Below are 26,175 nucleotides of genomic sequence, written 5' to 3'. Positions count from 1 at the left end.
TTTTTTTTCCTGCTGCACTGCTAAGATTATCTTTTGTTTCTCTTAGTTCTTTAATCACAAGGTTTAAAAAAATCTGTTCAAAATCCTCATCATCACCAATCTGCGCCTTAAGCATATCTATACTGAAATACTTCTCAGGTATAATTTCAGCGTTTTCATTAATTTCTAAATGTTGTTCACCGGCAATATATTTTTTGAGCATTTCCAAAAGATCTGCCTGACGTAGGGGTTTTGGCAGAAAATCATTCATTCCGGATTCCAGACATTTTTCTTTTTCTCCCACTACATTTCCTGCTGTAACTCCTATAATCGGCACATCTTCATATCCAGGTAGGTGACGGATCTGCTGTGTAGCTTCAATACCGTTCATCACCGGCATCTGAACATCCATCAGAATAATAGAAAAATCTTTTTTCTTACATTCTTCCAATGCCACCAGACCATTTACCGCCTCTGTAAGCTTTACATCAGGTGCAATTGATTTCATCATTCGATTATTGAGCACCATGTTAACCGGATTATCATCTACCAGAAGAACTTCCAGCTCTTTCATAAAAATAAAATCATCTTTTTTCAAATTTTCCTGAGCACCAGGTTGAGACACGCTGATTTGTGATACACGTTTTAGTATTTTGTAAAGGTCATCGGATTTAATAGGCTTCAAGAGAAAATAGGAATCATCTTGCTTACGGAAAGAATTAATGACATCAAGTTCTTCAGAAGAAGTGTGAAGAATTACAAGTGGTGAAGTCTCACTTTTTTCATTAAATAAAGCTCTGATCTTAGTAATTGTTTCAAGGCCGGAAATTACCGGCATATGATAATCCATCAGTATTGCATCAAACCGCTCTCCGCCCAGCAAAATCTGCAAAGCTTCCATTCCGTTGGCAGCCAAAGTAGATTCTATGTTCTTATAGCTAAGCATGTGTTGAAGAATGATTCTGTTTGCCTCATTATCATCCACCACAAGTACTTTACTTATATTGAGATCATCATCGTCACTTAATCTTGATCTTTCATAGGGGATTTCGATGTCAAAGAAAAACACGGAACCTATGTCAGGAGTACTGTTCAGTGACAGGTGACTTCCCATATATCCCAAAATATTATTTGATATCGTCAGACCGAGACCCGTTCCTCCGTAGCGTTTGCTTATAGAGCTGTTTTCCTGAGTAAAAGCATCAAAAATATATTTCTGCTTCTCCACAGGTATACCTATACCTGTGTCTCTGACAGAAAAACGCAGAATAATATTCTTATCATTAATATCGAGTTTCTCCACCTTAAGTTCAATTTCCCCTTTCTCAGTAAATTTCACGGCATTACCGAGGAGGTTGATAAGAATTTGCTTTAATCTTGCTTCATCAAGCAATAAAGTTTTCGGCAGTCCGGGCTCTATATTTAAAAGCAGTTCTATATTTTTTTTCTGAGACTGATATAGGACAACATTAATAACCTGACTTACCATATCATAAACATCACTTTTCTCTATCAACAATTCCATTTTACCGGATTCTATCTTTGAAAAATCAAGAATATCGTTAATAATATGCAGGAGGCTTTCTCCTGATTCATTGATATAATTCAGATATTGGGCCTGAATATCATTAAGATCGGTTCTCAAAAGAAGATCTGAGAAGCCTATGACACCATTCAGCGGAGTGCGGATCTCATGGCTCATGTTAGCAAGGAACTCTGATTTTGCCTTACTGGCAATTTCTGCCATCTTTTTTGCATTTTTTAGTTCCTCATTGGTCTTTACAGCTGTGGTAATGTCCTGTACTGAAACAATAACCCCTCCGATTTCATTATCCGACAGATACCATGGTCCGACTTTGAGGTCTAAATGCTGAATACCTTCTCTACCATCAATGTGAATTTCGAAATCTTCATTGATATATGTTTTGCCCTGCAGAGCAGCATGATAAATTTCTTTTCGTTTTACAGGAATATTTGGCGATACCTCAAAAAGATTTTTCCCAATGATATCGAGCTCATTCATCTTGAACTCATCTTTCCATTTGCTGCTGACAGAAATATAATTGAGATCTTTATCGAACATTGCAATAGCAACCGGAACATAGGTTACAAAAGACTGCATCATTGCTTCTTTTTTTGCAATATCAAGGAACATTTTTTTAAAAACATCAATATCCTGAATAATACCGAAAACCCTTGTACAAACATCATCTTCGAATTCTGGAATTGCTTTTACCCTTACCCAGATTGTAAGTCCGTCATCGCGGACAAGCTGAAATTCATCATCGTAAGGAACTCCTTCATTTACCGCTCTGTCGAAAAGAAATTTAACTTTTTCTCTGCTGTCTTCTTTATAAAAACCAATGGCATGTTCCAAATCAGGCTGATAGTCGGTACTTATTTTATGAATTTCTTTAGTACTTTGCGACCAGAATACGGTGTTTTTTTTCAAATTCACTTCCCAACCGCCTACCTGTGCTACAGAACTTGTCTGTTCAAGCATTTTTTTTGTACGGATAAGATCTTGTTCGAGGGTCATTCTTTCTGTCACATTTAATGCCGTACTGATTATGTAAGGTTTTACTTCCTCATCGGTTTCAACAAGGTTGTGATACATCCATATTTGCTCAACTCCATTTTTCGCCTTCAGAATCATAGTACCGAAGTCCTCTCTGTTTTTTTTTATGCGGTCAAGATACTGACTTAAAAAAGGCCGGTTTTTTTCCGGAACGAGGTCTTTAAGGTTTAGATTTTTTACTTCTTCAATAGAATACTGCAGCATTTCCCTACCTTTTTCATTGACCGCAAGAATATTTCCGTCCATATCGTGCATGCTCATCAGACCAATGGCATTTTCAAAGAAACTCCTGAAACGTCTCTCCGAACTTTCCAGCCGACCTTTTTCTTCGGTCTGCTTTGTGATATTAGTACCGAAACAGAAAATTTCAGAAATTTCCTGGTTTTGTTTTAATACCCATTCAACAATAACAGTATTGCCGCTTTCAGTAACTTTAGACGTAGTAAATAATTCTTCCCGAGTTCCCGTTACAAAATCTTTCAATTCTGAGAGGTCCTGATCTGCTGCACCGAAAATCTCAGTGAAACAAAACCCTTTCGTTTCTTCCTTTTTTAATGAAAAGATTTTCTCGACTACCGGATTGAAATCTTTAATCTTCAATTTGTCATCCAAAACGCAGATCAGATTATTAGATATATTGAAAATCTGTTGAAAATATTCTGCATAACTTGTTTTTCTCTTTACTGTTAAAAGCTTGGAGATAACATCTGAAAGCTTTTTAAGTGCGGAAATCTGACTGTCTGTTATAACTCTGGGTTTATAATCAATCACACAGATTGTTCCCAACGCAAAACCTTCGTCATCCAAAAATGGTATTCCAACATAAAACCGTATTCCTCCTTCTAGAACCAGTGCATTATTACGGGATCTTTCGTCCAAAAGTGTATCATTAATAATGACAACTTCTCCGCTGGCTATTGAATATTGACAGACGGTGTTCTCACGTGCAACAGAATCCATTTCCAATCCTATACAACTTTGGATGGTCTGCGTCTCACTTTCCATAATTGAAATTAATGAAGCCGGACAATCGGCTATAAGACACGCAGTTTCTGCAAAAACATCGAATTGAGGATCTTTTCCCAGGTTTAAAAGATTAAAAAATTCTATCTTTTTTAATCTATCTACCTCATTTGCAGGAAGAATATAATTTAACATAATAAAAAGTAAATTGTTTAAAAATAAGTATTTATCATAATATATTAGCAAACTGAGAAAAATTTTAAAAAGAACGAGCTCAAATAACCATTCTTACCAAGCCTACGAAGTAGCAACAGTGACTTTTAGTCTCTTATATATAGATTAATATCTTTAGCATGATTAACAGTTAAGCAAATTGAATTTACTATACCACTTTATTTTAATTTTGACAGTTTAATAACAAACCAAATTTAATTTTTTGGCTTTGCATTGACCTATGATATACTACAGGCAAAAAATCATTTATTATTATAATCTAATTATGTAGATAGATTTACATATAAGCTTTGGAAACTGTCAAAGAATAAAGATTTATGTGTTTTAAATTCTAAAAGCTTTTGTAATAAGGTAACATCATATGAATTGATCAACAAATGAGAGAGTAACTACGCCCAAATTTCAATGAACGGCATTTGCATCTTGTGAGCTCTCTAACTTTTCTAAGCGGATTACAATTCAGGAAGGCAAAAGTAAAAGTGCAGTAAATTCACTGGAAGCAATAAAAAAAATATTGATAATGTCTGAAATCTTTATGCAGAAGTCTGGAAACCGGAAATATGATATTCAAAAAGTTACTTTTCCGAAGGGACAACAGAATATTTTAGCTTTGGAAAATTTGAGATCTTCTTACAAAGAAATAATATCGAAATTTTGATTTTCTTTAAAAAACTGCTTATTAAGTAAAAGGTTATTGAAGTTATATCACTTTATTGACAGTAATTATAGGGTTATGAAAACTGACCCTCATAAATTTTCTTATCAACAGATATCAGATAACAATTCAAAGTATTAACGGCAAATATTGACTAAACTATTATTAATATACTGAATTACAGAACTCTGTTAGTTTCTTAATTAACACCAAATGTAAATTATAAACATATTTGCTAACGATGAATAATTGTCATTTAGAATATCTTCTCTCTAAAGATTATTAAATTTGAAATACCTTCAAAAACCGGACTGGCAAAAAATCAATTACTTAAATTTTTCGCAGATTCTGGTGGGTAACATGGTAAATACTGATCACATTCTTGACTATAGTTTGAGTTTGCAAGCATTAATGAAATGAGCGAGAGAAACACTGAGTTATTTTACTTTAGATTTTAACACATCTTCAGGTTTGCTATCTGTGCATTCCGATTTATCATATTCAATTTATGATGTTTAGAGGATATTAAATAACAACAAAATACTCTTATCTGATTACATTATTCATTTGTATAAAGTTTCTGTAATATATTTATGAGCTTTAGTTTTAGTTGTAGCTGCGCTGTAAGGCGCAGCTTTTTTATAATATTCAAATAATCTCCTGTCAGAAACGTATTAACATATTTTGTAAATAATTATTTCGTTTTTTAGCAGGAAAAATTGTAAACAACCGGAGTTCACTTAAAGTTAAATTAAATTTGATTCGTCTCTTAACATTTCACTACAAAAAACATATATCTGTCATATTTCTACTATACTATTATATGAGTAAGTAGTAAAGACATTAATTCTTGAAAAAATGAGTTTAATTTTTATAAAATACAACAGCTGTTTTTTGCTTGTATTTTTTAAAATTTATAAAACCAAATTTATGATAAGTATTTTCTTAATTGTTTATATTCCTGAATCTATAATCAAAAAATATTTTTTTAATTCTTAGTTACAGAATGATTAAGAATGACCTCTTTGAATTTTTTGAACTGTAACAGTGTCTGCTCAGCCTGCGGAGCAAAAAAAGATGTATTGTTAAACAGATGCTCGTAATAAGTGATCCCGCTGAGAATATTCTCTTTAAAACCTTCCCACTTTTTTATTTCTGAAGAATTCAATGTCGCTGCATTTAGTAAGCCTTTTTTATAATAATCCAAATACATTTTTAGTTCGTTAACAAAAAAATTAGGACGGTCAGCGGACGAAAGTATGTTTTCATTTCCATAAATATGTCTGATCATTTGATCTAAGGAAACTTCTTTATTGAAATACGCCAGGTTCGGACCTGGACAGATTACCACACCTTTGTTCTCACCCTTTACCTGTATGCCGTTATCAATATAAGCAGCATTTGCCAGTCCTACGCATAAGCATGCTTTCTCTGTAATTTCCTCTTTAAACTTTAACAACTGCTGCGGATTCGATCCGTCGTTATTTCTCACAAGTTCTTCAAGCTTTCGTTCCTGAAACTTTTTCGACGCTGTGCAAAGTCCCTTATGTGAATATTCCTTATTCAATGCAAGCAACTTTTTAGGACACGAACTTCCATTTCTATTTTGAGCACCTTTCGTTTTCATATAAATTTCACTGGACGATCCTCTGACCGTATTAAACGGAACCCCTAACGGAGAAATATTGCTTAAGTAAAAATCATTTTCCCCGGAAACTGCCAACAGATTTCTTGTTTCAGAATCCACCGATGTTGCTTCAGGAACCAGCAAGAAAGGTGACCCCCATCCCACACTGTCAAGATTGTAATTTTCTAACAGGAAGTGATGCTCCTCTGCAGTTCCTACCCCTCCCTGCACAGTTATCTTCATCTGAGGTGGTACTTCAGGAGTATACCTTTTTTTATTTTTTAATGAAGAAACCATTAGAGAGAAAGCTGATTCAACTAATTCACCTTTCCTCTGTTTGAAAACTTCTAATATCGGTCCCAGTAAAAGGCCGTCGGTTGCAAATGCATGTCCACCGCAATTTAGCCCCGACTCTATTCGGTATTCACTCACCCAAAGTCCTTTTTTCGCCAGAAAGTTGCCTTGAATCAGAGCAGATCTGAAATCGCTGACTTTGATGATGATTTTCTTTTTCAGGTGATTGTTACTGTCAGGATAAAAATCTTTAAATTGTTCAATGTAGCTCAGCAGCTTCGGATTGAAACCCGCTGAAAGAACCATTGAAGAAGACAGCTTACTATGAGCGTAACCCCGCAATGAAGCGTGTGCGTCATTATAAATGACAGGCTGTTTCATATTTTTAGAAAAATTTTCTTTGTCAACTTTTGTCATAATGTTGACATCTATGCTTCCCGGTAACAGATAACTGTCAACATATTCTTTAATAGCAGTTGAATTACTTACTCCATCGGAAACAAATTGCTGCAGCTGTGCTTTTGTATGTGTATTATTGGGAAGAATTCTAATGAATTTTTTTAAAGTATCCATATTGCAGGCAAGCTGTTCTTTAAAAGCTTGGAATTTATCCTGAACAATATCTTCCACCAGATTAAGGTATGCAGTAATTCTTTCTGCCCGGTAATCTTCACTTTTAATAGAAATGGGATTGTATTTCAGACCGAATTTCTCACTGTAAAAGATTCTCATTCTTTCGATTATTTCGTCGTCAATAATCGAAATTACTGATGAAATTCCCAGATGAGCAAGACGTACAGGAGTATCAATCGTATAAGACAACCCCATTACCGGTATATGAAAAGTGTGTAAAGGTGTAATGTTCATTTTTTTTAATTTTTAAGTAAAATCTTTTTATAGTTTTAAAATGCCCTTATCTGAATTATCCGGCTGAAGATAAAAATGAAGATTTGAGACAAGGCTTCAGCGGTGATAAGGGCAAGGAAATATATTAGAAAATTTAGTTTAGGTTTGACAAATATACTACTGCCAGACGGCTATACTGCCTTGCGGAGCAGCCCCGCCTGAGGCCTCTGTGATTGGAGCTTTTTCCTGATTGATATGATAAATATACGCTGCAACCTTTTCCGCATCCCGTCCTGAAATTGTTCCTTCTTCAATCAAAGGCCGCATTGCAGGGTTGTTAGGTGAACCATTCTCAAGCATCCAGAAAACATTTCTGAAAAGGCTTTTTTCTTTGATATTAATCCAATTCCTGTCCGTGAGGTTGGGCCCTATTCCACCTTTTCCCGACTGTGCATGACAGGATACACAATTTGTATTAAAGATCTGTTCACCTTCTGAAATATTATCTGCATCGTATTTCGCACTTTCTAAAGTGACTGCTGGTGCATTTTTTTCATATTCCGCAATAGATGCAAGCTGTATTTTTGCTTCATGATCATATTCAGCATCAGGATGTGCATAATCTGTAAATATAAATGCAGTCATATAAATCGCGCAGAAGGCAATCCCGAAATAGAAAAGACCGATCCACCACTTAGGTAAAGAATTATCAAGTTCTGTAATTCCATCAAAACCATGATCAATCAGAATGTCTTTTTCTTCAGACTGCGACTGCTTTTGAAAAGCAGAGTTCCAAAGCTTTGTAAAGTACGGAATTGACCTTTCTTTAATGAATAATTGTTTTTCTGCTTCAGACAGATTCCTGAAATTTTCATTTTCGTCCAAATCTCTGACCGAATTCAATATTAAAATGAGCAAAGTCAAAATCAGATGCAGTATCCAAAAAAAAGGTGACATAAAATAAGCCGAATCCTCTGTAAACATTTCGAAAGCAAAGGTGATTAAACCTGCTGTTATAGAAATATAGATAAAAATAGGCGTACGCGTTTTCATAGTATTTTTTTTGATGACCCGTTATTTCACAGCCGCTGTCTGGATGTCAGTTGTTTTGATATCAGTTCCCAGTCTTTGCAGATAAGCAATGATAGCGATGATCTCCCTCTGCTCTAAAGGGATGAATGCTTCCCCTTTTACTGATCTTTCCTGATCCATCTGATCTTTGATGTCGGTAGCCTCAGCATAAATCCTCCTTGTAATTTCTTCCGACTGATGATCTGCCCATTGGTTTGCAGAATCAATTTGCGCTTTAGTGTATGGTATCCCGAAAGCATTTTTCATCAGCCTGATCTTATCTATCATCTGAGTGCGATCAAGTTTGTTTGTGATTAACCATGGGAACCGGGGCATGATCGATCCGGCAGAAGTGATTCTGGGATTGTACATATGCTTGAAGTGCCAGGAATCCGGATTTCTGTTACCCTCTCTGTGTAAATCGGGTCCTGTTCTTTTTGATCCCCATAGAAATGGTCTGTCATATACAAATTCTCCGGCTTTTGAATATTGTCCGTTTTTGCCGTCAAATCTCATCACTTCATCACGGAAGGGCCTGATCATCTGCGAATGGCAGGAATTACAACCTTCGCGAATGTACAGATCTCTTCCCTCCAGTTCTAACGGTGAATACGGTTGTACTGCTGAAATCTGTGGAAGATTACTTTTGACAGTAAGTGTAGGAATTATTTCCACCATACCTCCGACCGCGACTGCAATGAGCGCTAAAAAAGATAACAGAAGTGGTGTTCTTTCCAGCCACAGATGTACTCCTTCACCTTCTTTCCTTGAGTTACTGACTTGAGCTAAAGCTGGAGCTTCAGCCGGAACATCTTTCTGAAAAGATCCCTTCCTGATGGTTTTATATACATTGATAACCATTAAAATTCCTCCACATAAATAAAGAAGTCCTCCTAAAAACCTCAACCTAAAATAGGGAATAATTGCTGTAACGGTATCGAGCCAGTTTTTCCATACTAAAGTTCCGTCCGGATTGAACTGCTTCCACATTAGGCCTTGAGTAAAGCCAGCAATGTACATAGGAACAGCGTAGAAGATAATTCCTAAAGTTCCAAGCCAGAAATGCCAGTTAGCCAGTTTTTTAGACCACAGCTCAGTTTTCCACATGATGGGAATCAGATAATAAACAACTCCAAAAGCCATAAAACCATTCCAGCCTAAAGCTCCCAGGTGTACATGTCCGATAACCCAGTCTGTATAGTGACCGATTTTATTCAGAGATTTTGTTGCCAACAACGGTCCTTCAAAAGTCGCCATCCCGTAACATGTGACCGCAACCACGAAAAATTTCAGAATAGGATTCTCCCGCACTTTATCCCAGGCACCCCTTAATGTCAGAAGTCCATTCAGCATTCCACCCCATGAGGGCGCGATGAGCATAATCGAAAATCCTGTTCCTACTGCTTGCGCCCATGCAGGCAAGGCAGTGTACTGAAGGTGATGGGGCCCTGCCCACAGATAAACAAAAATCAGTGACCAAAAGTGAATGATTGATAGCTTATAGGAAAACACCGGTCTGTTGGCTGCTTTAGGCATAAAATAATACATCAGGCCCAGGACGGGTGTAGTGAGTACAAAAGCAACGGCATTGTGACCGTACCACCACTGCACAAGTGCATCTTTTACCCCTGCATAAGCAGAATACGATTTCCAGCTTGAAAATGAAAGCGGCACTTCCAGATTATTGAAAATGTGCAGCATTGCTACTGCAATCCAAGTTGCGATATAAAACCAAATGGCAACATATAAATGTCGTACTCTCCTTCTATAGACTGTTCCGAACATATTGATTCCAAAAATTACCCATGAGAATGTTATCAGAATATCGATCGGCCATTCATGCTCAGAATATTCTTTCGAGGTGTTGATGCCCATTAAAAATGTGATGACGACAGCGATAATCATTATTTGCCAGGTCCAGAAATGTATCCATGATAAAGTATCGCTGTACATTCTGGTCTTTAACAGTCGTTGCATACTGTAGTAGGCTCCGCAAAAAAATGAATTGCAGACAAATGCGAAAATAACGGCACTTGTATGAAGCATTCTTATTCTTCCAAAACCAAAAGCACCCTGGGAATCGATTAATCCCTGAATGTTTCCCTCTCGCAAAGAACGGATAGTCGTATCATCTGTACCGAATATAAATTCTGGCAATTCAGGATAAAACAACATTAAAGCTGCAGTTAATCCTAAAATAAATCCTATAATTCCAAACACGACTGTCGCAAAGAGGAATGCCCTGACAATATTGTTGTCATATTTAAATTGCTGCGTCTCCATAATTTTTCTGCTGTAAAAACTGATTTAATTCTCTGAATATTTTAAGGGATTTCTTTAGAAAGAAGCCCGTCTAAATGTCATTAGAACCGTATAATGTTTTGTCAAAGGTAATGTGTAACTTTGCTGAAAACTATTAGCTATACTTCTAAAATATACCAAAATCTACTAAAATAAAATTATGAGAGCATGTGGACAAAATATAAGAAAGATAAGAAGAGATAGAGATTTCACACAGGAATATATGGCTTTCGAGATGGGAATTTCCCAAAAAGCCTATTCAGATATTGAGAATTCAAAAGTAAAAATCAATCTCGAAATCCTGACCAAGATTTCGGCTATTTTAGAAATCAGACCATCTGATATTTGCAGTATTTCCGATCAGTGTGCAGGTGGAGGGTTTGAAGACAAATATAACGAACTCCTGAATTTTATAAAGAAAAATAATCTGCCTTTACCTGAAGGCCACATATATTAATTCACAGCAAATCAATTTAGTGAGTTAGCCACATAGGTCAGAACTGAAAAACTGTAACTGAAATTATTGTATGAAGAAGTTCTATTTTTCTAGGCCTACAATAATAAGATGCACCGGACAAAAATTCCGGTTATTTCAGTAAATTGTTTACCGCAAATAGGACGTCATCGATATCAAACGGTTTGCTGATGTAATCATTTGCCCCAGCTTCCATCGCAATGCCTTCAGTATTATGACTTGCGGAAAATGCTATGACAGGTAATTTATTAAGATCAGAATCTGCACGTATTAGTCTGATAATCTCATCACCTAATATTTGAGGCATCCAAATATCAAGAAGAAGGATATCGGGACTCTCGACCTTAATTTTTTCAATAAGCCTTGTGCTGTCGCTCTCTGCAATGACTATATAACCTTCAGATTCCAACAGAATTGTTAATACACAAACAATTTCTTTATCATCATCACAGATCAGTATTTTCGTATTTTGCATCGGTGTTTATCAGAATTCGATTTGCAAATATAAATGAAAAAAAAGTGACTACAGAAACATATTATAGTGATAATATACCACACAAAATATGCATTTTCACTTACCCAATTGTAGTCATAAATTCACTGAAACCTTCATCCAATTTACTGACAGAGTGTTTGAGATTTTTATTATTAAACTATTGTGGGTTTATCTTTACAATGTTTTTTAACGATTCTTTAAAGAACATACTACAAAGTAATGAGGGCGGAAATAAAGGGCAAGAGTGATCATTGATTAACTTTTATCTAATCACGGATTTATAAAAAAAAATTATAGTATTTCTATACTTATCAAAAAAGTTTTCATAATAAGTACTTTTTAAATTACATTTGCACAAATTAATCATGAGTGGTTAATGCAATATTCAACAAATCCATCAACACGTTTGTTTTGATGGATTTTTTATATATACAGCATAACTCTTAATAAATAGTTTTACATTAAGAACTGACTTTTCAGCAAAATCTTGTCGGATTAATCAGAATACTGTTATAATATAAAAAGATTGTCAGGTATATGAACTATTTCCGCGAAATCTTTGTCAGTGAAGTTCTTAAAGTATACACTTTATCAGCTGTTTGATTAAACCTTCATTTCACGGTGTAAGTACATTTAAAAAGGTTTCATGTGCATTGTGAAATGACTAAATATGAACAAGGTAGTATTAAGGTACAGATGATATTTGTTAGTAATGAATCTCATCAATAATGCTAAATTTGTGCAAAATAGTTTATAAAGTACATTTTGGAAATGGAGTTACAAAGCTCTAATCCTGCAATTATTTTTCATAATGTTATTTTCGATACGTTTAAAATAAACATTATTGAGAGATATTCAAAGTACCCTGATGGAAGACCGCTTTTATGTGAAGCCAAATTTCAAATGCGCTCCAGTGATGATAGAATTTTCAAGAAGCAAAATGGTGATGTTACGTACAATTTTCGTGACCCTGAATTCTATCATCATAAAAGATCTACAGAATCTATAAAGTCTTGCAGACAAAAAAAGTTTATCATGATGTAGTGGTTAGCAAACAGGAATGGGTGCATTTCCTGTTGAAGCAGGTTCTTCAAAATTACCAGCTTTCTTAAGCACTAAAAAGCGGAATGTATTGTATGCAAGCGGTTTAGCAGGGTAGGATCTTTTTTTATTTATCCCATGCACAATTACAGAAGATCTCCTACTTACGACGTGAAATCGTTGCTATTACAATCTGATCATTATACCTGAATATTTTTTTATGGTAAAAAAGAAGCCACTTCAGTGCTGAAGTGGCTTCTTTGATTACTGACTCTTATTAGGGTTGAGTCCAGAATGACCATTCAATGCCGTTAAAAACAGCAAGTTGATTGGAATTTGTTCCGGTTCCATTGGCTGTGCCCGTAACATAGACCATCATTCCTGCGCTTGGATTTATTATATCACTTATAGAACTCACCCTTGGCAAAATCATGGCTTTATTAGTATCCGCCAAAACAAACACTCCTCTTGTTGTATCAGTAGCAGGTGTCCCACCAACAAGGACTTTGGCCGAAGGGTCGTCTGTGTTTGTATCAGGGAGACTGGGAGATGCCGGAGTCTTAGCACCTGCAGATAAATCAGCCCAAATTGTATTATTATTGAGAATTCTCCTATACATTACTTTCTGGACAGAACTGTCGAAAATTATTGTACCAAGAGCTGGCTGTGGCGTAGGTGCAGTGCCAACAACGGCAGTTGCAGAAGTTACCCAAGGTAACACAATTCCTTTGCTGCCCCCTGTAGCATTTCCGAATTCCACTGATACAGAATTGTTAACAGGTATTCCTGAATTTTCCGTTTTTCCTATAGAAATTTGAGACCAGCTTTTTGATGAGATCAGAATTAGCGTAATCGCTATATATTTTTTCATTTTTTTATATTTTAATAAAGTTAAAATTGATCACAGGTTTGTCGTGTGTAACATGCCCAAACAGTTCCATTGTATATTTTAAGACAGTTAGCATCAGTATCGTACACCATCATACCTTTAACAGCAGTTAGTCCTGCTATCTGCTGCGTATTCAGTCTGTTTACCACGAAACCATTGCTTTTAGAATCCATAGCTGTATATGCCCCTCTAATTTTCATAGGCCAGTTTCCGTTGGAAGCTCCTGCGCGCCCTAAGGAAGTTATACCGTGATTTGTTGGGGCACCACCAACACCCGGAGAAGCGGCAGGCCTGAAACATCTGCATTCAAGATCTTTCAGAGAAGCATTTTGAGAAGTTCCAATCGTTTGTCCAATGGAATTGAAGCCTACGTCAGCTACTCCCTGTGTATTGGAAAGACCGGTACTCGCATTTGTATTATTGGCAGCATTATTTACAACTTGAGGAATACCATTCGCCAAAGTAGCTGTGCTGATAATTTGAGAAGGTGTTCCAACCGTAACCCCATCAAATCTTACCCTGATCTGTCCCGGGAATGTTGCCGATGTCATAGGGTTGATCATGTTGTATGTAATATTCTCATTTCCTTCCAAGGCATCAGGACATCCGTCATTGTCTGAATCCACATCAAGATGATTTGCAATTCCATCGCCATCTGTATCAAGTTCGATAGGAAGCTGGGAACAAAAATCTGTGTAGCGAACGCTCTGCTGATTAACAGCACCTCCTGTTGAGGCAGTGTAACCAAAGTATACATTACTTACATTCCCAAAATAGCTTGTAATCGGATTTGATGCCGGGAACACGTAAGATCCTGCAACTATTCCTCCAACTGTGTATTGTAATCTTTTGGTAGGGAAATCCCATGTAATGACTACAGTTCTCCATACACCATCTTCAACATTCCCAAGATCTCTCGCTGTTGTAAGCAATCCAGCTCCTGTCTGATTGGTTGATACCCAAATTTGCCCGTGGTCATTCGGAATATCTCCTACGCCAGTTCCATTATCATATGTATCAACCTCTAAGACTATACCATTAGCAATGCCAAGCGCTCCCAGACCTCCCCCTGCATCACCTACAGCGTTTGTTCCGCTTGGAGAATTATGGAATACTGTTGCTATCCCATCTGCACCACTATCGCTGCTACCAAAATTTGCCTCGTAGCTCAATGTAAAACTTTTGGCAAAATCAACTTTACCATAAGACCACATTTGACCTGCCTGAGTATTTAAAGCTGGAGTAAGCTGAACCTGCTTGGTGTTAATCTGCGTAGCAGTACCTCCAAGCTTAAAAATTGTACTGACGGTTGAATTGGGATCAAATCCTTTTTCTGAACAGTCGTCAATACCGTCGTTGTCATCATCTAGATCAAGAGAATTAGGAATACCGTCACCATCAGAATCACACTCGACCGGAGTGAAAACAATGTTGTCAATACCTACGTCATTGCCGTTTGCACCGTTTGGCTGCAAATTGACAATTTCAAGTGTAACAAGAGATGTGCTAGCTGTAAAGGGAAGAGTCAGCCTTCTCCAGATGTCATCATTCTTCAGTCCGAGGGCTGATGAATTAGCAGTCGCCAAACTGTTATTGTTGCCATCTCTTATTGTCAACTGGAGGTTAGGAACATCACCACCCGTTGGATTATTTAGCAATCCTGCAATGTCAATTCTGAATCTGTACTCCTGCCCAATAATAACACTTAGATTACTGATACGGTAAATAACTGAATTTGTTGTTGCAGCGGATCCTACATTAATCATTAGGTACCTGCCCTCTGTCGACCCTGCTGTTATATCATTGTAACCTGCATCCTTGTTGCCTGTCAGGTCTGTCTTACAATGCGATGCAGTCTGAGTAGGCGAACTTGTGACAGTGTAAGAACCATCAGCCGGAGTAATTGCCTGATATGAATGTAATAAAACATTTGTATCCTGCGAAGTAGCTGTTCCCGTACCGAAGTTGTTACTGTAGATTGGATTTCCTTCAATCCTGTTTGCGCAAGGTACTGTCTGAGCAGCAGTTTTATAGCCTGCAGAAATAATTAAAAAAAGTAAGAAAAATTTAATTTTGTAGACTTTGTAATCTCTAGTCATATGTATAAGGTTTATGTTGTTTCTTCTGGTGAAAAAACAGTTTAAGGTTTTAGTTGAAAAATTGTAAAAACTAAATCTTCGGCGGTGGCCGGACAGTATAAACCTTAAAAAAAAGAGCAGAAAGCGACTTACTGCTGTAGTCGTGATAATTAAGAAAATGCAGGAAATCCAGACATAAAGTGACAGAAAAAGATCTGAAAGTTGTAGAGGCTTTAAGATTGCTGTTATCAGTCCCACCCGGCACAACATACGCTTTGCTGATTTGTGAAGAACTTACGAATTGCGATGGTGAAGGAACAGCATTGATGATAACGCGCTTTCGAACCGCCAATTTATAGGACTCCGGCAAAGCGTTTTCAACTGTTTTTTCTGAAAAAATTTTATCCTTTCTTTTTCTGAGATTCTTCGACTTAAATTTGGAAATACTCTTTCTAATTTTAGTACTGCCGGAAGCAACAAATTTATAACTGAAGGTAACAGACTTGTCAGATTTCAGCACTAATTCCTGCCGTTCAGCTGATAAAATATTCTTATTAAAATGAATATCATTTGAATAAATCTCTGCACCATTCCCTATAACAATAATGCCTTCCTGCTGTGCTTTGATAATTGTGCATAGCGAAGGAATTACTACAGTAAGCAGTATCATTAAAATCTTGTAAACAAAAAAAGATAATTTCTTTTCATTTACATAGATTCCCGTTATTTTATTGAGATAGTTAATGGTATTATTTTAAGCTGGCAAAAATATAAAATTTAAACAGTATTTAGTAAAGAAATATTCATTTTATTCACATATTTTTTGTCTAAAGTGTTATGTAAATTTCTTGTAACCATCGGTATTAGAGACGCATTTTACAATTTAATACAACTGGAATAAAACATAGAAAATATTTCACGATTTATTGTATTCTCAATTAATTTTTACATGCCAAATTGATTTTTTGTTAATGCTTAATTACAGCTATTTTAATGATCCATAATTTTACAGGTTAGCAAAAAATTTACTTACAAAATAATAATTTAAAAAAGAAAGTCTTTGAATTATGAAAAATATTAATAGATTTGCAGAAAAAAAAAGAAAATCATAAGCCAATTTATTTTTTATATAAATAAATTGTACGATAAAACGCAAATTAATGATTACAGTTCATAGCTGGTAATTAGCAGTGCAGTGTTCCTGAAGCTCAAAGTTTTAGCTTTTAGAAGTTATCAAGTTATGATTACCGAACGTATTTTGTGAAAGTCTCCACAGATGCACGAGGAAAGAAATATGTAATTTATATACCCGATGAAAAAAAGAAAAAAAAATGTGTACACAACAGTAAAAATGGCTGCTGTGACAATCCCCTTAATTTTATGCAGCAACGCAAAAGCACAGGTCGGAATTAATACCGCTTCGCCTAAAGCTACCCTAGATGTCACTGCAAAAAACACAAATGGTTCTTCTCCTGAAGGTGTTATCGCGCCAAGACTGACAGGAAATCAGCTCGTAGCTGCCAACAATCAGTATCAGCCTTCTCAAACAGGAGTAATTGTATATGCAACTACGGTTCCAACAACAACCACTGCAAAAACAGTCAACATCACTGCGCCAGGCTACTATTATTTTGACGGCGCTGTGTGGAACGGAATGGGAGCGCAAAGCACCACAACGACATTAAGTATCAGTTCTATAATTGATCCCAATATTCTTGGCTATGTTCCAAGTACAACGTCAACAGCCGTAAACAATGCTCCTGCAACTGTGACCTCCGGTACAATAACTGTGACGAGAACAGGTACAACAACTTTCAATGGTCATACCTATGCTGCCTACTCTGCATCAGCAGACAACCTTTCATGGTATGCGGCTTATATATTGGCAAAAAACATGGGTGGATATCTGGCAACATTTACAACTGATGATGAATGGAAACATGTAGAGACTACTTTACTTTCCAATACTGCATTTGTCACAAATAATGCCTGGATCGGATTTGCAAAATTTTCATGGTTTGCAGGTCCTGCACTAACTCCTGATCCTGAAGAAAAATGGATAACTGGTGAACAGCCATTACATGATTACAGCGCCGGTGGAGTAACAGCAGTAAGGAAATCAAACTGGTTCCAGGCAGGTCAGCCTGATAATGCCCAGGGTGTAGAAGGATTTGTACATACGTACAGGGGAAATGCCACATTCAATAAGGTGTTTAACGGGTATACTTCCAATCATCCGTGGAATGACCAGAAGGCAGATGCCGCAGGAAGATTCGGATTTATCGTGGAATTTCAACAATAATTTCTGCAGTATGAAAAAAATTTTAATATCAGCTTTATTGGCTAATTCACTGATGCTTTTTTCTCAGATAGGTGTAGGAACAACTGAAGCTGCATCCACTCTTGATGTGAAAGCTGTAAAAACCGACGGAACGACTGCTGAAGGAATGATGATGCCCCGCCTGACAGGCGACCAAATTAAAAATGCAGGCAGTCAGTACCTTGCTGATCAGACAGGAACTATTATTTATGCTACATCGGCACCGGCATCAACAGATGCAAAAACGATTAATATAACTAATCCCGGTTACTACTATTTCGATGGTTCCGTATGGAAAAGTATGGGGAAGATTGTCAATAATACCATCATTAGCTACTCGACAACTGTAGATCCAAATATATTAGGCTATATCCCAAGTAAAACTTCCACTGCATCATCGGCTCCTGCCACAATGCAGATCAATGGAATTACTTACACAAAACAAAATGTAATTATTCACACCAATAACTCGCATTCTTACACTGTTTATTCAGGACCACAACCTCTTGACTGGTTTCAGGCATATAACGCTGCAAAATCACTGGGGGGATATCTTGCGACGTTTACTACAGATGCAGAATGGCAGTTTGTGGAAAGCAATCTTTTAACGAACAGTACCGTTTTTGCAAACCAAAGAGCATGGATGGGATTTGTTAAATTTTCGTGGGACGCTGGTCCGGCTTTGACTCCCGATCCTGATTTTAAATGGATCACAGGTGAACTGCCCATGCATAATTACGAACTGCAAGGTACTAATGCTGTAAAAAAATCTAACTGGTTTGCACCTGATGAACCAAATAACTATAATATTGGTGAGGGTTTTGTTCATACCTGGGCCCGAAATGATGGATTAATCAGAACTTTTGGGAACTACACTAGCGTGCAGCCATGGAATGATTACCCTTCCAACCACAATAACGTTAATTGTTTTTTAGTGGAATTTCAGCAATAATAGAATTTAATCTAAATAAAATTTTGTTTTTTATTTAAAGGATTACCTGCCCCCTTACAAGGGGCTTTTTTATTTCACAGTATAATGTCAGCATAACCTGCACATGAGGTCTTTCAAGCAGTAAATTCGCTGCAAATTTGATTATTATATTAGTATTTCGTATTTTTGACTCCTATGCCGAAGTTCTTATTGACGCAAATCCGACATCTACTATTACGTCTGAGTATAAGTGTAGACTATTCTATTAATTACAGTATTAAAAAATTATAGAAGTACTAACAAAATGAAAATAGTAAATCCTTTTTTTAAAAGCTTATTCCTGGTCGGATGTATAATAATTAACGGATCTGTGACTTTTGGCGGAGTTTCACTCAGGTTAAATACAGAAAAACAAGTGTCGTCTTTTAATTTCAGAAGCAATAAAATTGACTCAGATACTCTAAAGAATTCACTTGCTGTCAATTTCTTACAAAATACAGATGCAGATGGTGACGGAATCTCTGATGAAGTTGAAGGATGTACCGGAACAGTTGTAATGGCTGACATAACTGACGCTAAGGTAGATTTATTGAACTGGACAGGAACTACAATTTTCAATCCTGTACAGCAGAACGATCAGAGGATCCCGCAGCTAAGTATAAGATTAGTATCCAAATCCAAAATCCAGGAATGGAAATCTAATGTGTCATCTTCTGGTTTAGCTATAAATTCCACCGATTCGAAACAGAAAAATCTGCATGAAAGATTTCTTGGATTTACGAATATCAAAGGCGGATCAACTGACAAGTCAGTCACAGTAAATATTGATTTCGGACGTTCTGCCAAATCTCTCAGCTCTTTAATGCCGGGCGAACATTTCCAATATATCATTGGAATTAAGGGATTAAAAAATTTCTTTCTAAAGGACACAGCCAGACTTAATTTTCAGGAAAGGCTGATAACATTAAATTCCGCAACCCCAGGTTTGAAATATGATGACAAAGCGCTAAATGATTTTACCTATTTTTTAGTTCAGGAAAATAAACAGATATTAGAATTGGAACTAAACTGTACAGATAAATCTAATGGAATTGTTTTTGGCATCTACTGTAGAAAAGGAGTTATTGACTCTGATCATGATGGCATTCCTGATTATCTTGACAAAGATTCGGATAATGACGGCATTCCTGACACCGTAGAAACCGGATGTAAAGTACTTGGTTCCGTGTCTCTGAATACCTCATCTCAAAAATGGCTGAGCTCCAATATATCTCTTGACGAAGGGCAGACCTATAAAATATCACGTTCAGGGTCAATTTCCAGCCTTGTTAGTGCATCCGGAGGGCCGGAAAATGGAAAACAATTTTACGCGGTAACAACAAGTGCAAATTTGATTTCAGATTACAGCGGAAACAGATATACACTTTCTGAAGATCACAAAACAGCGATCTACAAAGAGAAACCGACGGCTTCAATACCATTACAATCTTCAAATTTAAATGCCGCTAATTATCAAACTCTTCTTACACTGGTCGGCATGATTGACCATAACGGTAACGGTCAGTTTGATCCGGAAACTGATATCCTGATTCCTCATTTGGCAGAAATGACAGAAAGCACAAAGGAAGACAAAGTATTTAAAGCTGAAAGAAGCGGAACGCTCTATGTACTTTTTACTGATGATAGTTATTCTGATAATACAGGAATATGGGATCTTCATGTTGAGCAATGTGGAATTATCATAGACACAGATAATGATTCAGTACCTGACCACCTTGATGTAGACAGCGATGGAGATGGATGTCCTGATGCCGTTGAAGGTTCAGGAAACATTAGGTACAATCAGGTTCATCCGCTTATATTGGATGCCAACGATCCAAATGTGAATTACAGTGGTCAGATTAAGTTTCAGGCTGATGGATTTACGGAAGGAAATCCATCAAAAGTCATCAGCAGATCATCTGAAGCTTACGGAATACCTGCATTAGCATTTAAAACAGTGCCTAATAGCTCAGGAACAGCTGACCTTAGCAGAACAACCGAAAGAAGCACAGGAGCTCAAAACAAAGGAACATCAGTTGACCGGCTTAAGAGGGATCCCGATTGCACCAGATGTTTCCGGACAGCTACTTCTACGGGAAATGCATCTCCCAGTCTCCACGGTATAACTTCCCTTAACCGTCCAAGTGATGGAACCTGGCCCATGAAAATTACCGGTGCGCAGATGGTTCTTGATGCAAAAACAAAAGGATTCGTTCTGAACAGAGTTGCCTTCTCGGGAAATCCCGGTGTTCCCGTAGGTATACCGCGCGAAAATTTTGTTGAAGGAATGATGGTTTATGATGTAACGAATAATTGTTTGAAGATATATGACGGTACAGGTTGGTTCTGCTTCACAAAACAAACCTGCGATGATTTTAGTCAGTAATAATATAAATACAATGAAAAAACTTAAAATCTTGTCACTTTCACTGATTTCAGCATCTTTCTTATGTCAGATTACCATCGGCAAAACTACACCTACGCTTAATTCTGCTAATTCCAGTGTTTCTCTAGAGTTAGGTAACGCTACAGGAGGAAATAAAGGTATGATCCTTCCGTGGGTAACCTCAGAAATCGCTGTGGATAGGGCCGGATCTGTAGCAGGAACGCTAATATTTGACACAGCCCCTGGAGTACAGAAAGTAAAATATAAAACCAGCAATGAATGGATAGATTTGTCAGCCGGCGCAAGATCACCGCTTAAAACAATTACAGCCGAAAAATACAACGAACTTCCTGCAGCCCGTGCTATGATAGGCGGAGATCTTAATACAGATAAAACGCCTGGTGTGCTCATTTTAGCAGCGGCAGATAAGGCTATGATCCTGCCGCGGGTCAGTTCTGTCGCAGAAATCATCAAACCTTCTGCCGGAATGATAGTTTATGTAACAGGTTCTGAAAACGGTTTAGGTCCTAACGCAAAACAGATGGCAGTTTTCAACGGGAGAGAGTGGACTTTTTGGACAAAGAATTAGTATCTAAAGCTGATAACAAACCTTAAATATAATTAATTTTATGGATTTAACTTGTGAAATCCAACAATATTTAGTTCATTAATCTGAAAAAAATTAACTAATTGTTTAATCGCTATTAAAATTAATTTAGCTATAACTACATATCAATTATATTATTCAGCAATTTAACACCTTGGTTATTACTTTATCATAATTTAACATAAATATCATACATTTACGCCCCAACTTCACAAAATTTGTGGTAGGCACGTAGAAGGAAGAAATTTGATATGATTACTATGAAAATTACCAACGTTAAAAAAGTTAGATTGTTAGCTTATATGTTAATGGCAATCGCTGTTATCCCTCTAACGGCTGTTATCATTTTACCAGATGCATTTGCGAAAATACTTTCAGTCGTAATCACGGTTTCTACGCTCACAATATTGGTAAATCTGAAATACAGCCTAATTGAATATTCTGGCTGTTGTCTGACAGTGAGAAGGATGAATCCCTTTACTTTTAAAAGATTTATAAGACCAGTTGTTGAACTTCCCTTCTCGTCGATCAAAAGTTTCGCAATTTCAAATGGATTGATCACGGATTGCATTATAATAAAAATGCAGTCATCCAATTCATCCCGATGCATAAAAATCAATTTTTTTCTGTTTAATAAAAAACAAATTTTAAATCTTGAAAATAGTATGAATAGAATAATTGAAGGTGAATATTCTCCAAAAAATGTGAGTCGGATAAATTAGATAAAGCTCTCTATTTATAAAGACAAAATCTATTTTTGAAATAATTGTTATTTTTATAAAAAATTATCTACATGGAAAGCAACCAATTCAAACATATTCATATAGGAAGTTTTATCAGACAATGTGTTGTCGAAAGACAAATAGATATACCACGCATATGTAATTTTCTGGACTGCAAGGAAGAAGAAATCTTAAAAATGTATGAAGAAGAAAATATTTCATCGGATGTTCTATTAAAGTGGAGCAAATTACTGGAGTACGACTTTTTCAGGCTCTACTCGGCCCACCTGTTGCTGTTTACACCCAACCCAATGACAAGAAAAACTACATCACAGAATTCTTCTAAACTTCCTCAGTTCAGAAAAAACATGTACAGTCCTGAGATTATAGACTTCATGTTAGAAAAAATTTCCAAAAAAGAAATGACAATTCCTGAGATTGTAGAAAGGTACAATATCGGCAAGACGACTTTGTATAAATGGACAAAAAGGTATCAATTACCAAAAGAAGATAAATAATGAAGTCCGGAGGAGCTAACTACAAGGCTATTTATACAGACATGATCCAGGAAAAGTTTCCTGAGAAGATGGTTTTGGTCAAAAATCTTCTTGATCGCGAAAAAGTATCAATTCTTGATGCAATAAAAATTAATGAGATTCTTTTCCCTAACAAAAGCGCGGATGAAGAGAGACTTACTCAAAAACATAAATCCTATTATGAAGATGACATCCTCAAGATTCTGGAATATCAAAGAGTTAATAAGCTCAATAACATACAGATTGCTACCAAATTTAAAATGAGTAGAAATACAATTGCAAAATGGAAAAAACAATTTAACGATGTAAAGGACCAACAGGATTCTGAAGATGATTAAAAAAAAGCCGCCAGAAATAACATTCTGGCGGCTTTTTTTTAAGGAATTGGATTAGAGACCTTGTAGACAGTAAAACTGGTAACACTTGAATCTAACAAACCGGCATCGAGTACACCAGCTTCTGTAAGACCGAATGCAATTTTGTCGCCGCTCTGAAATTCGTAGACAGAGCTGATCGAAGACTCAGACACCGTAAGATTTACAAGACCTAAATTGGCTCCGCTGAATATGCGGCTGTCTATAAGAGTTGCAACTCCCGCACGCACCCTTACAATTGCTATTCCCGGAGGATTTGAAAGAACTGAGGCCTGCAAACCGCTACCATACCGAAACGTATATTCAACATGATAAACGCCGGCACTTGGCACAACATAAGTATGATCAGTATCATTGAACACAGACGTACTGCCTACAGTTCTGTTCGCGTTAACAAATTGCACTGATCTGAAGCCTGACGGAAACAATGTTAAACTTAGCAGGTTTCCGGAAGATGCTCTTCTGGCGGAAAATAAAGTAGTATTTGGCGTGGCCGTTCCCGTATTAAACAGAGACGCATCCAGAGATGTCACTTCTTTTGATGTATTATTAACACCCAACACCGTAAAATTTGTCAAAGTTGTTGACGCTGGAGTTGTCCGGATTTTAAGATTTCCGTTGATATCCAAAGTTGCAGAAGGAACATCAGTATTAATACCTACATTTCCCGTTTGTGTGAATGCCATGCTGCTTACGCACATCATTGCGAAAAAATAATGTTTCGTTTTCATAATATTTGAGATTTAGTTTACGAATTAGTTGTATCGTAAAAATAACACATTACAGATAACGAAAAGTATGATTTGAATCAATAATATTAAAAATCATTCAATGTTTTAATGTTTTTTAAGAGTACAGTCTTATATCTAATTACTTTTTGAAAAACGAGTAAGAAAATTTTATAACAAATTACATACCAGTAACTTATGCTTAAAAAAACATAAAATAAAATGAATGGTAAAAAATAAATTTAATAAAGGAATTTTATTTATATTTTAAATCATTTTCAACATAAATCACACACAAGTTAGTAGTTAAAGAAAAATTCCTTTAATATAAATTTTTAAAAATTAATTTTCTTGTCTATAATTTTCAAAATTCCAGAATTTTCCATTCTCTTAATAACCCTCACTACAGTTTCGAGACGAAGACCTGTTAATCCAGCAATTTGTTTTCTTGTATACGGTATTACAAACCCAGAGCTTTCATCCTTCATAAAATATAACTTGAGATAACTGAATAAGATTTCCACTTTCACCACCGGATCAGTAACCGGCAGAAAGCTGGAAATGATATACCTGAAATGCAGCCGGTCTGCTGTATACCTTATAACAGAATTTAGTATTTGCTTATCTCTGTCAAAAATTAAAAGAACCTTTGCCTTTTCTAGCTTTACTATACTGCAGTTACGCTCAGCAAATGCATTTATAGCATAATTCTTATCAGTGAAGAGATAACTCTCACCAAAGCAGTGTCCTTCGAAAGGATAGCCATGAACAAATTCTTTCCCGTCATTATGTAAGGTGCTTATTTTGACAGTCCCCTCAAGAATCTGGTAATAATATTTGGGAACAGTTCCTTCAGAAAAGATGCATTCTCCCCGTTTATATTCTTCAACCTTCGCGCCATGCGCAAAAAGCATTTCGTTGTCAATGATCATTTTAGTAGTTTTTAGCTGTTTTAGTTTTATAAAAATAATACAATTGTAGATACCTCAAGTATTTAAAAACGCTTTGATTAAGGAAAATATGCCACCATACTGAGGTACAATACCTCAAATCTGCTATTTTGTAAAGTATGTATATTAACTTGTATCGAGACAGCACCAATATATAAATACACATCGCAGTATACTTCTGATTACATTATTATAATCAAGATTGTGAGTTTTCTGGTATAACTTTTATTTTGCAAATCTTGTTGAGCCATCATCAATTAAGCAAAAAATTCCAACAGTTATTATACCACCGGACCAACTAAAAATGAATTTTTTCCTCTTGCATTTTAACATACGAACTTTTTATTATCGCAGAATCTTCAGCTATGCGTACAGTATAATTAAATAATCAGTGGCATGGTGCCATTATGCATTGACAAAATATACCCTATCTCAGTATACAAAATTACGCGAGTTCGTCAGGTATGACAATCCGTATTTTCACTGAAATTTATCCTGCAAATTTTCGTGACATTGTTGATGGTAAAAAGATATTTTGGACACAAAGAACTTCTACATGATTTGAGTGAATTAGTTTTTTGTAAAGATGTTGCAGGATCAATAGTAGTGCATTTGCTTTCTACTGCAAAAAATCATGATGATTTCAGTAGCGTTGTTCTATAATTTTCGAAATACCTCTTTTTCTGCAGTCAGGATTTCCTCGTTTATTGCATGATGAAAAAATAAATATGATCAAAGCTTAAACGAAGTGGTATATCTTAATTTTTGTTCCACCATGGGAGTTCAGTCTCGGCAACTGATAAAAACTCCTATATTTAATAAATCAATCCAATTTCAGTCGATGATAATTTTTCATCTATATATATGTACATTTCTGCACAAATAAGCACTAAAAGTCATATCGAATACTACTCAAAAAGTTGTCAAATGTACGTTTCAATAAAATTCTACCGGAAGGTCTTTCAAGAAGCTGCATGAGGATATGTATCGATGATTTCCTTTTTGTCCAGTTACATCAAATGCTCTGTTTTAATGTGTTTAATTTCCAGAAA

19 protein-coding genes are annotated in these 26,175 nt (G+C 36.1%); 8 read left to right on the top strand and 11 right to left on the bottom strand.

Annotated features, from left to right (window positions below):
* Nucleotides 1–3,715 (bottom strand): response regulator (locus tag ASG21_RS06755; protein ID WP_241773465.1); only part of this gene is annotated, 3,715 nt, incomplete at its 3' end.
* A 559-nt stretch (nucleotides 3,716–4,274) separates the two neighbouring features.
* Between ASG21_RS06755 and ASG21_RS20455 the strand changes: the two genes are divergently transcribed.
* Nucleotides 4,275–4,412: a hypothetical protein gene (locus ASG21_RS20455; RefSeq protein ID WP_157844514.1), complete on the top strand. Its 138-nt coding sequence runs from the start codon at nucleotides 4,275–4,277 to the stop codon at nucleotides 4,410–4,412.
* Between the two features lie 985 nt (nucleotides 4,413–5,397).
* Here ASG21_RS20455 and ASG21_RS06750 read toward each other — a convergent pair.
* The 3 genes from ASG21_RS06750 to ccoN all read right to left on the bottom strand — a co-directional run bounded on the left by ASG21_RS06750 (nucleotide 5,398) and on the right by ccoN (nucleotide 10,530).
* The gene (locus tag ASG21_RS06750; RefSeq protein ID WP_056077360.1) at nucleotides 5,398–7,197 is read right to left on the bottom strand and encodes a hypothetical protein; all 1,800 of its coding nucleotides are present in this window, start codon (nucleotides 7,195–7,197) and stop codon (nucleotides 5,398–5,400) included.
* Between the two features lie 156 nt (nucleotides 7,198–7,353).
* Nucleotides 7,354–8,229 carry a cbb3-type cytochrome c oxidase N-terminal domain-containing protein gene (locus ASG21_RS06745; protein ID WP_056077356.1) on the bottom strand — a complete coding sequence of 292 codons (876 nt, stop codon included), beginning with the start codon at nucleotides 8,227–8,229 and terminating at the stop codon, nucleotides 7,354–7,356.
* Nucleotides 8,230–8,250: 21 nt separating this feature from the next.
* Nucleotides 8,251–10,530 carry a cytochrome-c oxidase, cbb3-type subunit I gene (gene ccoN / locus ASG21_RS06740; protein ID WP_056077353.1) on the bottom strand — a complete coding sequence of 760 codons (2,280 nt, stop codon included), beginning with the start codon at nucleotides 10,528–10,530 and terminating at the stop codon, nucleotides 8,251–8,253.
* Between the two features lie 178 nt (nucleotides 10,531–10,708).
* On the opposite strand from ccoN, the gene ASG21_RS06735 reads away from it, so the two are divergent.
* On the top strand, nucleotides 10,709–11,005 hold the full coding sequence (locus tag ASG21_RS06735) for a helix-turn-helix transcriptional regulator (RefSeq protein ID WP_056077350.1): 297 nt from the start codon (nucleotides 10,709–10,711) through the stop codon (nucleotides 11,003–11,005).
* Nucleotides 11,006–11,135: 130 nt separating this feature from the next.
* On the opposite strand, the gene ASG21_RS06730 is transcribed toward ASG21_RS06735, so the two are convergent.
* The 4 genes from ASG21_RS06730 to ASG21_RS20310 form a co-directional block, all read right to left on the bottom strand.
* Nucleotides 11,136–11,498 carry a response regulator gene (locus ASG21_RS06730; RefSeq protein WP_056077348.1) on the bottom strand — a complete coding sequence of 121 codons (363 nt, stop codon included), beginning with the start codon at nucleotides 11,496–11,498 and terminating at the stop codon, nucleotides 11,136–11,138.
* A gap of 1,339 nt (nucleotides 11,499–12,837) precedes the next feature.
* Nucleotides 12,838–13,431 carry a hypothetical protein gene (locus ASG21_RS06720; protein WP_056077342.1) on the bottom strand — a complete coding sequence of 198 codons (594 nt, stop codon included), beginning with the start codon at nucleotides 13,429–13,431 and terminating at the stop codon, nucleotides 12,838–12,840.
* 20 nt (nucleotides 13,432–13,451) lie between these two features.
* Nucleotides 13,452–15,548, bottom strand: coding sequence for an L-type lectin-domain containing protein (locus tag ASG21_RS06715; RefSeq protein WP_056077339.1), 2,097 nt, complete (start codon nucleotides 15,546–15,548; stop codon nucleotides 13,452–13,454).
* A 70-nt stretch (nucleotides 15,549–15,618) separates the two neighbouring features.
* The gene (locus tag ASG21_RS20310) at nucleotides 15,619–16,197 is read right to left on the bottom strand and encodes a hypothetical protein (protein WP_056077336.1); all 579 of its coding nucleotides are present in this window, start codon (nucleotides 16,195–16,197) and stop codon (nucleotides 15,619–15,621) included.
* A gap of 642 nt (nucleotides 16,198–16,839) precedes the next feature.
* Here ASG21_RS20310 and ASG21_RS06705 point away from each other — a divergent pair.
* From ASG21_RS06705 to ASG21_RS06690, 4 genes are all read left to right on the top strand, one after another.
* Nucleotides 16,840–17,829, top strand: coding sequence for a C-type lectin domain-containing protein (locus tag ASG21_RS06705; protein WP_056077333.1), 990 nt, complete (start codon nucleotides 16,840–16,842; stop codon nucleotides 17,827–17,829).
* A gap of 10 nt (nucleotides 17,830–17,839) precedes the next feature.
* Entirely contained in the window at nucleotides 17,840–18,799 is a 960-nt protein-coding gene (locus tag ASG21_RS06700) for a C-type lectin domain-containing protein (protein ID WP_056077329.1), read from the top strand.
* A gap of 283 nt (nucleotides 18,800–19,082) precedes the next feature.
* Nucleotides 19,083–21,206, top strand: a complete 2,124-nt coding sequence (locus ASG21_RS06695; protein ID WP_056077327.1) for a thrombospondin type 3 repeat-containing protein — start codon at nucleotides 19,083–19,085, stop codon at nucleotides 21,204–21,206.
* A gap of 13 nt (nucleotides 21,207–21,219) precedes the next feature.
* Nucleotides 21,220–21,795 (top strand): hypothetical protein, encoded by a 576-nt coding sequence (locus ASG21_RS06690; RefSeq protein WP_128414231.1) that lies wholly within the window; start codon nucleotides 21,220–21,222, stop codon nucleotides 21,793–21,795.
* Nucleotides 21,796–22,111: 316 nt separating this feature from the next.
* Here the strand turns inward: ASG21_RS06690 and ASG21_RS06685 are convergent, their stop codons facing one another.
* Nucleotides 22,112–22,375 (bottom strand): hypothetical protein, encoded by a 264-nt coding sequence (locus tag ASG21_RS06685; protein WP_128414230.1) that lies wholly within the window; start codon nucleotides 22,373–22,375, stop codon nucleotides 22,112–22,114.
* Between the two features lie 231 nt (nucleotides 22,376–22,606).
* Here ASG21_RS06685 and ASG21_RS06680 point away from each other — a divergent pair, with 231 nt between their 5' ends.
* Together ASG21_RS06680 and ASG21_RS06675 are read left to right on the top strand one after the other, a co-directional pair.
* The gene (locus ASG21_RS06680) at nucleotides 22,607–23,053 is read left to right on the top strand and encodes a helix-turn-helix domain-containing protein (RefSeq protein ID WP_056077314.1); all 447 of its coding nucleotides are present in this window, start codon (nucleotides 22,607–22,609) and stop codon (nucleotides 23,051–23,053) included.
* Nucleotides 23,053–23,409, top strand: coding sequence for a hypothetical protein (locus ASG21_RS06675; RefSeq protein ID WP_056077311.1), 357 nt, complete (start codon nucleotides 23,053–23,055; stop codon nucleotides 23,407–23,409). The genes ASG21_RS06680 and ASG21_RS06675 overlap by 1 nt, the downstream gene beginning before the upstream one ends.
* Nucleotides 23,410–23,447: 38 nt before the next feature.
* On the opposite strand, the gene ASG21_RS06670 is transcribed toward ASG21_RS06675, so the two are convergent.
* Both ASG21_RS06670 and ASG21_RS06665 read right to left on the bottom strand, forming a co-directional pair.
* Complete coding sequence (locus tag ASG21_RS06670; protein WP_056077308.1) at nucleotides 23,448–24,176, bottom strand: hypothetical protein; 729 nt, start codon at nucleotides 24,174–24,176, stop codon at nucleotides 23,448–23,450.
* A 332-nt stretch (nucleotides 24,177–24,508) separates the two neighbouring features.
* On the bottom strand, nucleotides 24,509–25,105 hold the full coding sequence (locus tag ASG21_RS06665) for a Crp/Fnr family transcriptional regulator (RefSeq protein WP_056077305.1): 597 nt from the start codon (nucleotides 25,103–25,105) through the stop codon (nucleotides 24,509–24,511).
* Nucleotides 25,106–26,175 lie beyond the last annotated feature (1,070 nt).

Origin of the sequence: Chryseobacterium sp. Leaf394, from assembly GCF_001424105.1 — a bacterium.
In the GTDB taxonomy this organism is placed as follows: domain Bacteria; phylum Bacteroidota; class Bacteroidia; order Flavobacteriales; family Weeksellaceae; genus Chryseobacterium.
The sequence above is the reverse complement of the archived record's forward strand: the minus strand, read 5'-3'. Positions and strand labels throughout refer to the sequence as shown.